General features: G+C 67.3%; 14 protein-coding genes and 2 riboswitches. Of the genes, 7 read left to right on the top strand and 7 right to left on the bottom strand.

Going from position 1 to position 12,337, the window contains the following annotated elements; genetic code table 11:
- Positions 1–10 precede the first annotated feature (10 nt).
- The 3 genes from U1769_RS10085 to U1769_RS10075 all read left to right on the top strand — a co-directional run bounded on the left by U1769_RS10085 (position 11) and on the right by U1769_RS10075 (position 2,456).
- Positions 11–907, top strand: a complete 897-nt coding sequence (locus U1769_RS10085) for a DMT family transporter (protein ID WP_332715276.1) — start codon at positions 11–13, stop codon at positions 905–907.
- A 53-nt stretch (positions 908–960) separates the two neighbouring features.
- A complete protein-coding gene (locus U1769_RS10080) occupies positions 961–1,428 on the top strand; it encodes a methyltransferase family protein (protein WP_332715274.1) in 468 nt (155 codons plus the stop codon).
- A 116-nt stretch (positions 1,429–1,544) separates the two neighbouring features.
- The gene (locus U1769_RS10075; RefSeq protein WP_332715272.1) at positions 1,545–2,456 is read left to right on the top strand and encodes an oxygenase MpaB family protein; all 912 of its coding nucleotides are present in this window, start codon (positions 1,545–1,547) and stop codon (positions 2,454–2,456) included.
- 10 nt (positions 2,457–2,466) lie between these two features.
- Here the strand turns inward: U1769_RS10075 and gcvPB are convergent, their stop codons facing one another.
- The 7 genes from gcvPB to U1769_RS10040 all read right to left on the bottom strand — a co-directional run bounded on the left by gcvPB (position 2,467) and on the right by U1769_RS10040 (position 8,727).
- Complete coding sequence (gcvPB, locus tag U1769_RS10070; protein ID WP_332715270.1) at positions 2,467–4,035, bottom strand: aminomethyl-transferring glycine dehydrogenase subunit GcvPB; 1,569 nt, start codon at positions 4,033–4,035, stop codon at positions 2,467–2,469.
- On the bottom strand, positions 4,032–4,160 hold the full coding sequence (locus tag U1769_RS10065; RefSeq protein ID WP_332715268.1) for a hypothetical protein: 129 nt from the start codon (positions 4,158–4,160) through the stop codon (positions 4,032–4,034). Before U1769_RS10065 ends, gcvPB begins: the two co-directional genes overlap by 4 nt.
- The gene (gene gcvPA, locus U1769_RS10060; protein ID WP_332715266.1) at positions 4,157–5,515 is read right to left on the bottom strand and encodes an aminomethyl-transferring glycine dehydrogenase subunit GcvPA; all 1,359 of its coding nucleotides are present in this window, start codon (positions 5,513–5,515) and stop codon (positions 4,157–4,159) included. The genes U1769_RS10065 and gcvPA overlap by 4 nt, the downstream gene beginning before the upstream one ends.
- A 45-nt stretch (positions 5,516–5,560) precedes the next feature.
- On the bottom strand, positions 5,561–5,932 hold the full coding sequence (gcvH, locus tag U1769_RS10055) for a glycine cleavage system protein GcvH (protein ID WP_332715264.1): 372 nt from the start codon (positions 5,930–5,932) through the stop codon (positions 5,561–5,563).
- A gap of 1 nt (position 5,933) precedes the next feature.
- Positions 5,934–7,061, bottom strand: a complete 1,128-nt coding sequence (gene gcvT, locus U1769_RS10050; protein WP_332715262.1) for a glycine cleavage system aminomethyltransferase GcvT — start codon at positions 7,059–7,061, stop codon at positions 5,934–5,936.
- A 56-nt stretch (positions 7,062–7,117) separates the two neighbouring features.
- Positions 7,118–7,230: riboswitch (glycine riboswitch) on the bottom strand.
- Positions 7,231–7,362: riboswitch (glycine riboswitch) on the bottom strand.
- Between the two features lie 52 nt (positions 7,363–7,414).
- On the bottom strand, positions 7,415–8,044 hold the full coding sequence (locus U1769_RS10045) for an MOSC domain-containing protein (RefSeq protein WP_443030340.1): 630 nt from the start codon (positions 8,042–8,044) through the stop codon (positions 7,415–7,417).
- 41 nt (positions 8,045–8,085) lie between these two features.
- The gene (locus U1769_RS10040) at positions 8,086–8,727 is read right to left on the bottom strand and encodes a hypothetical protein (RefSeq protein WP_332715258.1); all 642 of its coding nucleotides are present in this window, start codon (positions 8,725–8,727) and stop codon (positions 8,086–8,088) included.
- Between the two features lie 119 nt (positions 8,728–8,846).
- Between U1769_RS10040 and ispH the strand changes: the two genes are divergently transcribed.
- The 4 genes from ispH (at position 8,847) to U1769_RS10020 (ending at position 12,326) form a co-directional block, all read left to right on the top strand.
- Positions 8,847–9,815, top strand: coding sequence for a 4-hydroxy-3-methylbut-2-enyl diphosphate reductase (ispH, locus tag U1769_RS10035; RefSeq protein WP_332715256.1), 969 nt, complete (start codon positions 8,847–8,849; stop codon positions 9,813–9,815).
- 4 nt (positions 9,816–9,819) lie between these two features.
- A complete protein-coding gene (gene thrB / locus U1769_RS10030; RefSeq protein ID WP_332715254.1) occupies positions 9,820–10,779 on the top strand; it encodes a homoserine kinase in 960 nt (319 codons plus the stop codon).
- Positions 10,776–11,225 (top strand): ribonuclease HI, encoded by a 450-nt coding sequence (gene rnhA, locus U1769_RS10025; RefSeq protein ID WP_332715252.1) that lies wholly within the window; start codon positions 10,776–10,778, stop codon positions 11,223–11,225. Before thrB ends, rnhA begins: the two co-directional genes overlap by 4 nt.
- A 438-nt stretch (positions 11,226–11,663) precedes the next feature.
- Positions 11,664–12,326 carry an Ig-like domain-containing protein gene (locus U1769_RS10020; RefSeq protein WP_332715250.1) on the top strand — a complete coding sequence of 221 codons (663 nt, stop codon included), beginning with the start codon at positions 11,664–11,666 and terminating at the stop codon, positions 12,324–12,326.
- Positions 12,327–12,337: the final 11 nt, after the last annotated feature.

The raw sequence follows: 12,337 nt of genomic DNA, 5'->3' as shown, positions 1-12,337 counted from the left end.
ATGAACTGATTTGGCAACCAACGATCGCATCCTTCCCGCCATCACGCTGCGCCTGCTCTCGGTCGTATGCCTCGCGACGATGGGCGCGCTGGTGAAGCTGGCGGAGATGGGCGGCGCGCATCTGTCGGAGATCCTGTTCTTCCGTCAGGCGATCGGCATCCCGCTGGTCGCGACGGTGATCGCGCTCGGCCCGGGCCTCGCGACGATCCGCACCGGCCAGCTTCGCGCCCATATCGCGCGCGCCGTGGTCGGCCTGATCAGCATGGCCTGCCTGTTCTCCGCGCTGACGATGCTGCCGCTCGCCGAATCGACCACGCTGCAATTCACCGTGCCGATCTTCGCGACGATCCTCGGCGCCCTGGTACTGGCCGAACCGACCGGCTGGCACCGCTGGTTCGCGGTCGTGGCGGGTTTTGTTGGGGTGTTGATCGTCGCCCGGCCGGGCTCGGGCCATTTCGCCCTGTGGGGCACCGTCGCCGGCCTGTCCGCCGGATTCCTCACCGCCGTCGTCTCGATCCTGCTGCGCCAGATCGGCCGGACGGAAAGCGCCATGACGACCGTCTTCTGGTTCACCACCCTGTCGATGGTGCCGCTGGGCATTGCCTATGCTCATGATCACCAGAATCATCCGTTCGGCGTATGGCTGCTGCTGATCGGCGTCGGGGTGGCGGGCAATCTCGGGCAGCTCGCGCTCACCTCGGCACTCAAGCTCGGGCCGGTGTCGATCGTCGTCCCGATGGACTATTCCGCGCTGCTCTGGGCGACGCTCTATGGATGGCTGTTGTTCGGCACGCTACCCGGCCTGCCGACCTGGATCGGCGCGCCGATCATCATCGGCAGCGGCCTCTACATCGTCTGGCGCGAGCATATCCGACGCCAGACCGAGACCGAACAGGCGATCGTCTAGGCTTGCCTTCACCTCCACGGCCCGGTCATGATGGGCCGAACGGGAGCACAAAGATGCGAGTCGATCAGGACAGCGCGAAGGTCGGTTTTCCGCCGCCGCTCGTCTATCTCGGCACCCTGCTCCTCGGCTTCGCCTATACCGGCCTGACCGGTCGGCTCGGCCCTGCCGGCACGCTGTCCTTTGTCGCGGGCGTTCCGCTGCTCGTCGCCGGCGTGGCGGTGATTCTTGCCGGCACCGAACGCTTCCGCCGCGCGGGGACCGAGCCGAGGCCCTGGCTGCCCACGACCAGCCTGGTCACGACAGGGATCTACGCCTTCACCCGCAACCCGATGTACCTGGGCATGGCACTGCTTCATGCCGGTCTTGCGATCTGCTTCGACAGCTTCACCGCGCTGATGCTTCTGCCGGTGGCGATCCTGCTGATCCGGACTCAGGTGATCGCGCGCGAGGAGCGCTATCTGTCCGACCGGTTCGGTGCCGACTATGTCGCCTACCGCAAGCGGGTGCCGCGCTGGTTCTGATGGCCGGCGGCTCGTCCCGGCAATCCACCATGCCGACCCGCGCGCCGATCCATATGCGATACCGCAGCAACCATTTGCGCAACGCCCCGTTGATCGCCCTCCCTTCGGAGAGCGACATGAGCGCGACTGCCCTATGGCTGCCCGGCCCACTCCAGCGCCGCATCGACCGCGCTTCGAGCCGGTTGCTGCCGTCCGGCCCGCAATGGAATTTCAGCGAGCCCGCGGGCGAAGCGGCGCTGGTGCCGCCGGACTCGATTTCGTGGCGGGTGTTCAAGAACCCGGTCGCGCTGTTCATCGGCGGGGTTGGCGCAGTCGTGCTGGAACTGGCGGAGCCAAGCGTGCGCGATGGCGTCTGGCAGCATAGCAGCTTTCGCACCGACGCGCTCACCCGGCTGCAACGCACTGGCCTCGCCGCGATGATGACGGTCTATGGCCCGCGCAGCCGGGCCGAAACGATGATCGCGCACGTCGTCCGCGCGCATGGCAGTGTCGTCGGCGAGACGAGCGAAGGCACGCCTTACGAGGCGAACGACCCAATCCTGCTCGATTGGGTGCAGGCGACCGCTTCGTTCGGCTTCATGAATGCCTATCACCGTTATGCCCGGGCGCTCCGCCAGGCCGAGCGCGATGCGTTCCTTGCCGAAGCCGAACCCTCGGCACGGCTTTACGGCGCAACTGGTGCACCGCGCTCCGAAGCGGAACTGGCGGCGCTGTTTGCCCGGATGGACAGCCGGCTCGTCCCCTCGCCGATCATCGTCGAATTCCTGGATATCATGAGGACGGTGCCGGCCCTGCCGGCTGCGCTGCGGCCGGTCCAGCACCTGCTCGTTCGCGCCGCGGTCGACATGCTCCCCGCTGCCCTGATCGAGCGGCTGGGTCTCGACGGCTGGCGGCTGAAAGCCTGGCAGCGCCCGCTGGTCCGCGCGGCCGCCGCGGCGGCGGACCGGCTCCTGCTGCCGAGCAGCCCGCCGGTACAAGCCAGCCTCAGGCTCGGCCTGCCGGCGAAGTACCTGTATCGGCGAGCCTGACCCGAAGCTCTTATTCCGCCGCGAGCGCGACCTCGGCATCCTTCCACACCAGCACGGGCTTGCGCGCCGCGAGCGTCTCGTCGAGCCGGCTGCGCGGCGCGAAATGCGGTGCCGATTTCAGCGCGACGTCGCCCGCCTTGGCGCGTTCCGCTACCGATCGCAGCGCGCCGATGAACTCGTCGAGCGTCGCCTTGCTCTCCGTCTCGGTCGGCTCGATCAGCATCGCGCCGTGCACGACGAGCGGGAAATACATCGTCATCGGATGATAGCCCTCGTCGATCAGCCCTTTGGCGACGTCGATCGTCGAGAAGCCCTCGGCCAGGTTCGAATCCGAGAACAACGCCTCGTGCATGCACGGCCCGGACGCCCCGAACGGCGCGTCGAGCACGCCGTCCAGCGAGCGCAGGATGTAATTGGCGTTCAGCACCGCATCCTCGGCGACCTGGCGCAGTCCGTCAGCGCCGTGGCTGAGGATGTAGGTCAGGGCGCGCGTGAACATGCCCATCTGGCCCTGGAAGGCAACCATGCGGCCGAAGCTGCCGGCATGATGCTCCTCGGCGGTCTCCTCCTCGACGAGACGGAAGCCGTCGGCGGTCTGCTCGACGAACGGCAGCGGCGCATAGGGGGCGAGCGCCTCCGAGAACACCACTGGCCCCGAGCCCGGTCCGCCGCCGCCATGCGGGGTGGAGAAGGTCTTGTGCAAATTGATGTGCATCGCATCGATGCCGAGATCGCCCGGACGCACGCGCCCGACGATCGCGTTGAAGTTGGCGCCGTCGCAGTAAACGAGGCCGCCCGCCGCATGCACCGCGTCCGAGATCTTGCGCATGTCCCGCTCGAACAGGCCGCAGGTATTGGGGTTGGTGATCATCACGCCGGCGACATCCGGCCCGAGCCGCGCGGTCAGCGCCGCCAGATCGACCCGGCCTTCGCTCGTCGCGGGGATGTCCTCGACGGAATAGCCGGCAAAGGCCGCCGTCGCGGGATTGGTGCCGTGCGCGCTCTCCGGCACCAGGATTACCTTGCGATGCCCCTCGCCCCGCGCTTCGAGCGCGGCGCGGATCGCGAGGATCCCGCACAATTCGCCATGTGCGCCCGCCTTGGGGCTCATCGCGACGGAGTGCATGCCGGTCAGCGTGACCAGCCAGTGCGCCAGCTGGTGGATCACCTCGAGCGCGCCCTGCACGGTATCGATCGGCGCGAGGGGATGGATGTCGGCGAAACCGGGCAGCCGCGCCATCTTCTCGTTGAGGCGCGGATTATGCTTCATCGTGCACGAGCCGAGCGGAAACAGCCCAAGATCGATGGCGTAATTCTGCCGCGAGAGGCGGGTATAATGCCGCACTGCCTCGGGCTCGGACAGGCCGGGAAGCCCGATCGGCCGTGAGCGGCCCAGGCTGCCGAGGCGCGACGCGACCTTGGCAGGCGCTGCCACCTCGACACCCGTCGTTTCGATCGAGCCGATCTCGAAGATCAGCGCCTCTTCCAGCATCAGCGCCTTGTTGCCGGTAAAGGTCGGGGCGGTTGCGGCGCCGGCTTCGGGACGCTCCGGGCGCCAGCCGCTTGCGTTGATCGTCATGCCAGCACTCCCCGCACAAACCCGTTCGGGCTGAGCTTGTCGAAGCCCTGCCCTTCTTTTGAACGGTTGAAAGAAAAGAACAGCCCTTCGACAAGCTCAGGGCGAATGGAAGGAGGAGTGGTCATGCCAGAACCTCCTGCAGCGCGGAGGCGAGTGTCTCGACATCCTCCGCCGTGGTCGTCTCGGTCACCGCGACGACAAGGCCGTTCGCGAGCCCCCCCTCACCCGGATAGAGCCGCCCGAGCGACACGCCCGCCAGGATGCCGCGATCGGCCAGCGTGCGCACCACGGGCCGCGCCTCGACCGGCAGCTTCAGGGTGAATTCGTTGAAGAAGCTGGTGTTGACCAGCTCGACGCCCGGCACCGCGGCCAGCCGCTCGGCTGCGGCGACCGCGCCGGCATGGTTGGTCTCGGCCAGCGCCCGCAGGCCCGCCTCGCCCAGCAGGGTCATGTGGATCGAGAAGGCCAGCGCACACAGCCCCGAATTGGTGCAGATGTTCGATGTCGCCTTTTCGCGGCGGATATGCTGCTCGCGGGTCGACAGGGTCAGCACGAAGCCGCGACGCCCATCGGCATCCTGGGTCTCGCCGCACAGCCGCCCCGGCATCTGGCGGACATATTTCTCCTTGCAGCCGAACAGCCCGACATAAGGGCCGCCGAACTGAAGCCCGACGCCGATCGACTGGCCTTCGCCGACGACGATATCGGCATCCATCTCGCCCGGCGACCGGATCGCGCCCAGGGCGACCGGCTCGGTCACCACCGCGATCAGCAGCGCCTTCTTAGCGTGGCAGGCGGCCGCCAGTTCCGACAGATCCTCGATCCGGCCGAGGATATCGGGATATTGCACCACCACGCAGGACGTATCGGTGTCGATCGCGGCGATCAGCGCCGCGATATCGGTCTCGGCCGAGAGCTCAGGCGTTCCGGTCTCGAGCACGTCGCCGGTGAACTTCGCCATCGTCTTCGCGACCGAGACATAATGGGGATGCAGCCCGGTCGAGAGGATCGCCTTGGCCCGCTTCGTCACCCGGCGCGCCATGCCGATCGCTTCCCAGCACGCGGTCGAGCCATCATACATCGACGCGTTCGCCACATCGGTGCCGAGCAGTCGCGCGACCTGGGTCTGGAACTCGAACAGCATCTGCAGCGTGCCCTGCGCGATCTCGGGCTGGTAGGGCGTGTAGGCCGTCAGATATTCGCCGCGCTGGATGAGGTGGTCGACGCTTGCCGGGACGTGATGCTTGTAGGCGCCGCATCCCAGGAAGAAGGGCGCATCGCCGGCCGCCAGGTTCTTGCGCGCCAGCGCTGACATATGGCGTTCCACCGCCAGCTCGCTGGCATGGCCGGGCAGGCCGTGGATCGGCCCGTCGAGCTGGGCGATGGCGGGAACGTCGACAAAAAGGTCATCGATCGACTTGGCACCGATCGTGGCGAGCATCGCCTGGCGATCGTTGTCAGTAAGAGGCAAATAGCGCATGCGCAGTCTTTCTCCCCTCCCCCCTCGGGGAGGGGCCTGAGGAATTCAGAGCTTCGCGACGAAGGCAGCGTAGGCAGCTTCGTCCATCAGGGCCTTCAGTTCGTCGGGATCGCCGAGCGTCAGCTTGTAGAACCAGCCGCCGGTCTCGGGCTCCTCGTTGACGAGCCCCGGATTGTCGCCGAGCGCGGCATTGCCCTCGATCACCGTGCCGGAGACGGGCGAATAGACGTCGGATGCGGCCTTGACCGATTCGACCACTGCCGCCTCGTCGCCCTTGGCGAGTTCCTTGCCCGCTGCGGGCACGTCGACGAACACGATGTCGCCCAACTGGCTCTGCGCATATTCGCTGATGCCGACCGTGCCGGTATCGCCGTCGACGTCGACCCACTCATGATCTTCGGTGAAGTAACGGCTCATCTCATTTGCCTCCTGCGCGGACATAATTGTGCGGGATGAAGGGCATCGCGGTCACGGTCGCCTGGTGGACCTTGCCGCGTTGCGCGATCTGGATGACGGTGCCGGGCGCCGCCAGCGCGGTCGGCACATAGCCCATGGCGATCGGCGCACCGACGCTCGGCGCAAACCCGCCGCTCGTCACCCGGCCGACTTCGGATCCGTCGCCATCGATCACGGCTGCGCCTTCGCGCACTGGCTGGCGGCCTTCGATCAGCAGCCCGACGCGCTTGACCACCGGCCCCTGCTCGCGCTCGGCCAGGATGCGCTCGGCGCCCATGAAATTGCCTTCCTCGCGCCGCCGCTTCGACAGCGCGAAGCCGAGATCGGCCATCACCGGCGTCGTCTCGGGATCGAGATCATGGCCGTAGAGCGGCAGCCCCGCCTCGAGCCGCAGCGAATCGCGTGCGCCCAGCCCGATCGGCTTCACTTCCGGCTCGGCGGTGAGCGCATCGGCGAGCGCCACCACTGCCTCGGCCGGCACCGATATCTCGAAGCCGTCCTCGCCGGTATAGCCGGAGCGGCTGATCCACAGCGGGGTGCCGTTCCACTCGAACGCGCCCGCGCTCATGAAGGTCAGCGCAGCGACGCCCGGCACCAGCCGGCCGAGCACATCGACCGCCTTCGGCCCCTGAAGCGCGAGCAATGCCTGCTCCTCCAGGATGTTGATGGTGATGTCGTCGGGCAGATGATCGAGCAGATAGGAGATGTCGTCATATTTGGTCGCGCCGTTGACGACCATGTACAGGCCGTCCTCGCGCCGCGTGACGATGAGATCGTCGAGGATCCCGCCATTCTCGGCGAGCAGCAGCGAATAGCGCATCTTCGACAGGCCGAGGCCGGTGATGTCGCCGGGCAGAACTGCCTCCAGCGCCGCCGCCGCTTCGTCGTCGGCGAACAGCAGCTGTCCCATATGGCTCACGTCGAAGAGTCCGGCGGACTCGCGCACCCAAAGATGCTCCGCCATGATGCCGTCATACTGGACGGGCATGTGATAGCCGGCGAACTCGACCATGCGGCCGCCCCGCGCACGGTGCCACCCGTCCAGCGGCAGGGCCAGGGTTTCGATTTCGGGGCCTTCGGTGTCGCTCAAAGCTGGTCTCCGTCAAGGTGCAACGGCGCAGCATGACGCCTGATGCGCCACGATCCGCCGCCCCCTCTGTCACGGGAACCTGAGAGCTTTCACCATCGGCCGAAGCGCGACGGTTTACCCCTTCGGTGGGCCGGGCGAACGTCGCCTCGGCCGCTTTCCAGAGTGTCGATAGGCCCGCGCGGTCCGGTGTGCCTGAGAGATTCCGGGGCGGTTGCTCCTTCGGCGCCTCGGATCACGTTACCCGGCCAAAACAAATGCTTCGGCTGGGTTTCGCGTCCGGGGTCTCTCCCGCGCGTGCCCATGCCGGTTGCCCGCCATCGACCGGTCCGGTGTGACGCGGTGCAGCATAGGTGTCAATCGGGCTTGGCGCCGTTACTGGCCATAAACGCCGCCAATTCGGCGGCACGCGCCCGCCAGCCCGCAAAAAGCATGGGCATGGCCGCCAGCACGGTCAGCGCGGCCGAATCCTTGCGGTGCTCGCCCGCCACCAGCAGGCCGAACACGCGCCGCACCGTCCACGCCGGCAGCGGGCGATCGACCAGCGCGAGCGAGTCGCCGGGCACCGCCACGCCTTCCTCGATGACGCGGTAATACCAGCCGCTGCGCCGTTCCTTGACCATCAGCGCCGGCAGCGCGGCCCAGTGCAGCCGCTCGCCCTGTTTCCAGCAGGGTTGCCGCCCCTGGCTGATCTCGACCAGCGCACTGCCCAGCCGGAAGCGGTCGCCGATGCACACCTGTTCCTCGGTCAGGCCCAGGGTCGCGACATTCTCTCCGAACGCACCGGGCGCCGCGAGCAGCGGCTCGTCCCGCCCGTCGCGCCAGCGGGCATAATGATCGTGCGGATAGTGATGCAACGCCTTGTCCGGCCCGCCATGCACGCGCCGGTCCGCCTGCTCGTCGCCCTCCAGCCCGAGGAACCCGATCTTCACTGGCCCGGCGACGGGCGCCTTGGCGATCGCGCTCGCTTCGCCGCGGGCGAACATGCGGGCCTGGCCCGCGAGCAGCGCGAAAGCCGTTGCCTCGGTCACCGCGTGGCGTTGTACTTCAGCTGGGCGTCGGTCAGCTGGAACCCGACCAGCGCCTCGAAACTGGCGCGCAGCACGGCCTGGCGAATCTCCGGCCGGCTCAGCGGATCGACCGCGGCGTCGGTATCGCCGGCCTTGCGCTTCTCGGTCAGCTTCTTGCGCACGTCCTCGGGCAGCGTGGCGGCCGCGCGCGAAACGATGCTGGTGGCCTGGCCGCTCGCCGTCGCGCGGTCCTTGCCCGCCTCGAAATGGATCGTGACATGGCCGACCCGCTTGGCGATCACGGCCGTGCCGCCGCGCACCACGGTGATGAAATAGGGCAGGCTCACGTCGCGCGCCGCATCGGTGCGGGCACGCCGCGCCTGGATGTCGAAGGTAACGGTGGTGACGATATCGTCGGTCGCATCCGCGCAGGTCGAACGCACATTGGTCATCGCCGCGGTCACGTCGATCGCGGTCGAGACAGTGCTGGTTACGGGATCGAACAGCGTGATGTCGCCGGTCGCGGCCGGCACGCCGACCGTCGGGCAGGCGGATCGCACCGCGCTGATGCCCCCGGTCTGGTCGATGTCGCCGGTCGAGCGACAGCCCCCCGCAACCAGCAGCAGGAGGACGGGAACGGCAAATTTCCGGGCTGTCACGGGCACACGCACCTTATCACACAGGAAGGGGCCTCGCGCTCGCGCGCCGGGCCCCGGAACGACGCGCACCATAGGAACCGGCTTTCCCGCACGCAAGCAATCGCGTAGAGCCGCCGGTGATGCACCAGTTGACGCCCGCCCCCGCCAAACCCCCGCTCGAACTGCTGATCGCCGCCCCGCGCGGCTTTTGCGCCGGGGTCGATCGCGCGATCCAGATCGTCGAGCTTGCGATCGAGAAATATGGCGCGCCGGTCTATGTCCGGCATGAGATCGTCCACAACAAGTTCGTCGTCGATGCCCTGCGCGACAAGGGCGCGATCTTCGTCGAGGAGCTCGATCAGGTGCCGGACGGCGTGCCGGTCGTCTTCTCGGCGCACGGCGTGCCCAAGGCCGTCCCGCACAAGGCGGCGCAGCGCGGCCTCTCCTATCTCGACGCCACCTGCCCGCTCGTCTCCAAGGTGCATCGCCAGGCCGAACGGCTGGTCGCGGCGGGGCGCCACATCATCTTCATCGGGCATGAAGGCCATCCCGAAGTGATCGGCACTTTCGGCCAGGTCCCCGAAGGCTCTATGTCGCTGGTCGAGACGCTCGAGGATGCCGACGCGCTTCAGCCGGCCGATCCGAACAACCTCGCCTTCCTCACCCAGACCACCCTTTCGGTCGACGACACCGCGCAGATCGTCGAGGCGCTGCAGCGCCGCTTCCCGGTGATCCAGGCACCGCGCGGCGAGGACATCTGCTACGCCACCTCCAACCGCCAGGCCGCGGTCAAGAAAATCGCCGCTGCCTGCGATGCGATGCTGGTGATCGGCGCGCCCAATTCGTCCAATTCGGTCCGGCTGGTCGAAGTCGCCATGCGCGAAGGCACGCCTGCCCGGCTGATCCAGCGCGCAAGCGAGCTCGATTTCGCTTTTCTCAACGGCGTCCGCACGCTCGGCCTCACCGCCGGCGCCTCGGCGCCGGAAGTGCTGGTGCGCGAGCTGGTCGACCGGCTGGCCGAGCGTTTCGACGTCAGCGAGTTCGAAGTCGAGACGACGCGCGAGACGATCGCCTTCAAGCTGCCCCGCGGCCTCGAAGCCGCAGCGTAACCCCATGGCCGTCTATACTCAGGTTTCGGCGGAGGCGCTGGGCGCCTTCCTCGCGCGCTTCGATCATGGCGAGCTCGTCTCCGCCAAAGGCATCGCCGAGGGTGTCGAGAACAGCAATTATCTGGTCGATACGACCAAAGGCCGCTTCATCCTGACGCTCTACGAGAAGCGCGTGGATCTCGACGATCTGCCTTTCTTCTTCGCCATGATCGATCATCTCGGCGCGCACGCCCTGCCGGTGCCCCGCGCGCTCCCCGACCGGGAAGGCGTGGTGATCCACCAGCTCGAAGGCCGCCCCGCCTGCCTGATCGAGTTCCTCACCGGCGTCTCCGTCTCGCATCCCACCCCGGCCCAGGCCTTTGCAGCGGGTGCCGCGCTCGGCCAGATGCACGCTGCGCTCGCCGATTTTCCGCTGACCCGCGTCAATTCGATGGGCGTCGACAGCTGGCGCCCGCTGTTCGATCGCTGCGGCCGCGATCTCGATGGCATCGCGCCGGGGCTGTACGATTCGGTCGGCGTCGCGCTCGACCAGGTCCTCGCGCACTGGCCCGCCGGGCTGCCGACCGGGACGGTGCATGCCGATCTCTTCCCGGACAATGTGCTGATGCGCGGCGATTCCGTCACGGGCCTGATCGACTTCTATTTCGCCTGCACGGACATCCGCGCCTATGATCTCGCCGTCATGCACACCGCCTGGTCGTTCGATGCGACTGGCACGAACGCGGACTGGTCGGTCGGCCGCGCGCTGATCCAGGGCTATACCCAGTCGATCGACCTCACGGCCGACGAACGCGCCGCGCTGATCCCCCTCGCCAGGGGCGCCTGCATCCGCTTCCTGCTGTCGCGCGCGTGGGACTGGCTCAACACGCCGGCCGACGCGCTCGTCACGCGCAAGGATCCCCTCGCCTATCTGCGCCGCCTGAATGCCTATGCGGCGCGCACGACCCCGCTGGATATCGCATGACCGAGCTCACCAAAGTCGAAATCGCCACGGACGGCGCCTGCAAGGGCAATCCCGGCCCGGGCGGCTGGGGCGCGGTGATCCGCTCCGGCACCAGCGAGCGCGACCTCTCCGGCGGCGAGAAGCTCACCACCAACAACCGCATGGAGCTGACCGCCGCGATCGAGGGCCTGAACGCGCTCAAGCGCCCGTGCCACGTCGTCCTCTCGACCGACAGCCGCTACGTGATGGACGGCCTGACCAAATGGATCAAAGGCTGGCAGAAGAATGGCTGGAAGACCGCCGCGAAACAGCCGGTCAAGAACGCCGATCTCTGGCAGGCCCTGCTCGACGCGGCAAAACCCCACCGCATCCAATGGGTGTGGGTAAAGGGCCATAACGGCCACCCAGACAACGAACGCGCCGACAAGCTGGCAAGCGATGCGGCGGTGGTGGCCGGGCGGGGCTAGGTGGGCGGTCTGGGGGTGCCTGCCGCACCCTCGCCGTCAGTCTGAAGCAAGTCGCCAATCAAAACCCAACCGCTCCCCGGCGAAGGCCGGGGCCCAGTCGGGGGACGCTGGTTGTTGTGCGCAGCGGTCGATATTCCGTCAGCCACGCCGTTCAATTGCGCGACAGAACTCTGGCCGTCCCGGCCCGGCGTAGCGCAATACTTCCTTGCCACAGCCCCGCGAAAGCCCCGACGCCGTCGCCAGGGCGGCCCGTCCCATCCAAAACGACGCGGTTCCGACCCACTCCTAAGCGACACCCTCCCGACCGCGCATCTATCTGATCCATATCGGTTATAGTCCGTCCCGCGGCGATTGACGCCACCACCCCCGCTCGTCACCATCGGTACCATGGGACGGATCGCCGCTTAGGCGGCGCACCGCCCGACGGGGGAAAATCGCATGCGCGCACGTTCGCTGTTGCTGTCCGGAACCGCGTGCGCGCTTTTCATGAGCGGATCGCCCGCCAGCGCATCGGAAACCACCAGCTTCGCTTATGACGCCCTCGGCCGCCTGATCGCGACCAGCCGCACCGGCGGCCCGAGCAATGGCGTGACCATGGCCACCTGTTTCGATCCGGCAGGCAATCGGTTGCGCTACGACGTCAGCACCGCGGCACCCGCGTCCTGTTCGACACCGACTCCAACGCCTACCCCGACTCCAACGCCCACCCCGACTCCAACGCCCACACCGACTCCAACGCCCACACCGACTCCAACGCCCACACCGACCCCGACGCCCACACCAACTCCTACCAACCTGCCACCAGTGGCGGTCGCTGACACGGCCAGCATCCATTGTCAGTCGACCGGAACGGTAAATCTGACCGCAAACGACAGTGATCCGGAGGGCAATATACCCCTGGTGCTGTTATCGATTAGCCGGACGGGCGGGGTTTCTGCCGAAGCATCGGTGATCAGCGCGTCAACGGTCCAGATCATTACGGATCTGAAAGGTACCATCAACTTTAGCTACGTAGTTCGAGACAGCCTCGGCGCGACCTCGACCGGCACCCTTGTCGTCACATCGACCGGTGCGACGAACGCTTGCAATCCGAACTCCTGAGAATGCCGGAC

Origin of the sequence: Parasphingomonas zepuensis (assembly GCF_036663735.1) — a bacterium.
GTDB lineage: Bacteria > Pseudomonadota > Alphaproteobacteria > Sphingomonadales > Sphingomonadaceae > Sphingomonas.
Note: the sequence above shows the minus strand (reverse complement) of the source record. Positions and strands in the feature narration are given on the sequence as shown.

Coding starts and splice junctions, on each gene's coding strand:
- U1769_RS10080 (WP_332715274.1), top strand. CDS start 961: ATGCGAGTCGATCAGGACAGCGCGAAGGTCGGTTTTCCGCCGCCGCTC.
- U1769_RS10045 (WP_443030340.1), bottom strand. CDS start 8,044: ATGTTCGCCCGCGGCGAAGCGAGCGCGATCGCCAAGGCGCCCGTCGCC.
- ispH (WP_332715256.1), top strand. CDS start 8,847: ATGCACCAGTTGACGCCCGCCCCCGCCAAACCCCCGCTCGAACTGCTG.
- U1769_RS10065 (WP_332715268.1), bottom strand. CDS start 4,160: ATGACCACTCCTCCTTCCATTCGCCCTGAGCTTGTCGAAGGGCTGTTC.
- gcvPA (WP_332715266.1), bottom strand. CDS start 5,515: ATGCGCTATTTGCCTCTTACTGACAACGATCGCCAGGCGATGCTCGCC.
- U1769_RS10075 (WP_332715272.1), top strand. CDS start 1,545: ATGAGCGCGACTGCCCTATGGCTGCCCGGCCCACTCCAGCGCCGCATC.
- gcvPB (WP_332715270.1), bottom strand. CDS start 4,035: ATGACGATCAACGCAAGCGGCTGGCGCCCGGAGCGTCCCGAAGCCGGC.
- U1769_RS10020 (WP_332715250.1), top strand. CDS start 11,664: ATGCGCGCACGTTCGCTGTTGCTGTCCGGAACCGCGTGCGCGCTTTTC.
- rnhA (WP_332715252.1), top strand. CDS start 10,776: ATGACCGAGCTCACCAAAGTCGAAATCGCCACGGACGGCGCCTGCAAG.
- thrB (WP_332715254.1), top strand. CDS start 9,820: ATGGCCGTCTATACTCAGGTTTCGGCGGAGGCGCTGGGCGCCTTCCTC.
- gcvH (WP_332715264.1), bottom strand. CDS start 5,932: ATGAGCCGTTACTTCACCGAAGATCATGAGTGGGTCGACGTCGACGGC.